Annotated in this window: 1 pseudogene; it reads right to left on the bottom strand. The window is 63.7% G+C overall.

Annotation, left to right across the window (positions count from 1 at the left end):
* Nucleotides 1-295, bottom strand: a pseudogene (locus tag P0G09_RS19490) (peptidase); the annotation flags it as partial.

Genomic DNA, 295 nt, shown 5'->3' with positions numbered 1-295 from the left:
TGCCCATCCCGCCGCTGGATGAGCAGGAGGTTGAAGGCCCCGGTCAGGAGGTTGGCCGCCAGAAAGGCACCGGCCCGGATGGTGGCCCGCTGTTCCAGCCGAAGCATCCAGAGCCCGGCCAGCTCCAAATTCACCGCAGGGCCTGCCGCGGCAAGGAGAGCGGTCTGCCACAGGGTCATTTCCCTGCCCCGGGTGCGCATACAAAAGCCGGTAAAGCTGACTTCAATGACCGGAAACTGCCCAAACAGGGCAAGATACACCCCGATGTGCCCCCACTCATGCAGGAATGCTGCCA

The organism is Faecalibacterium sp. DFI.5.82, assembly GCF_029076575.1.
GTDB classification, from domain to species: domain Bacteria; phylum Bacillota; class Clostridia; order Oscillospirales; family Ruminococcaceae; genus Faecalibacterium; species Faecalibacterium duncaniae.
The sequence above is the reverse complement of the archived record's forward strand: the minus strand, read 5'-3'. Positions and strand labels throughout refer to the sequence as shown.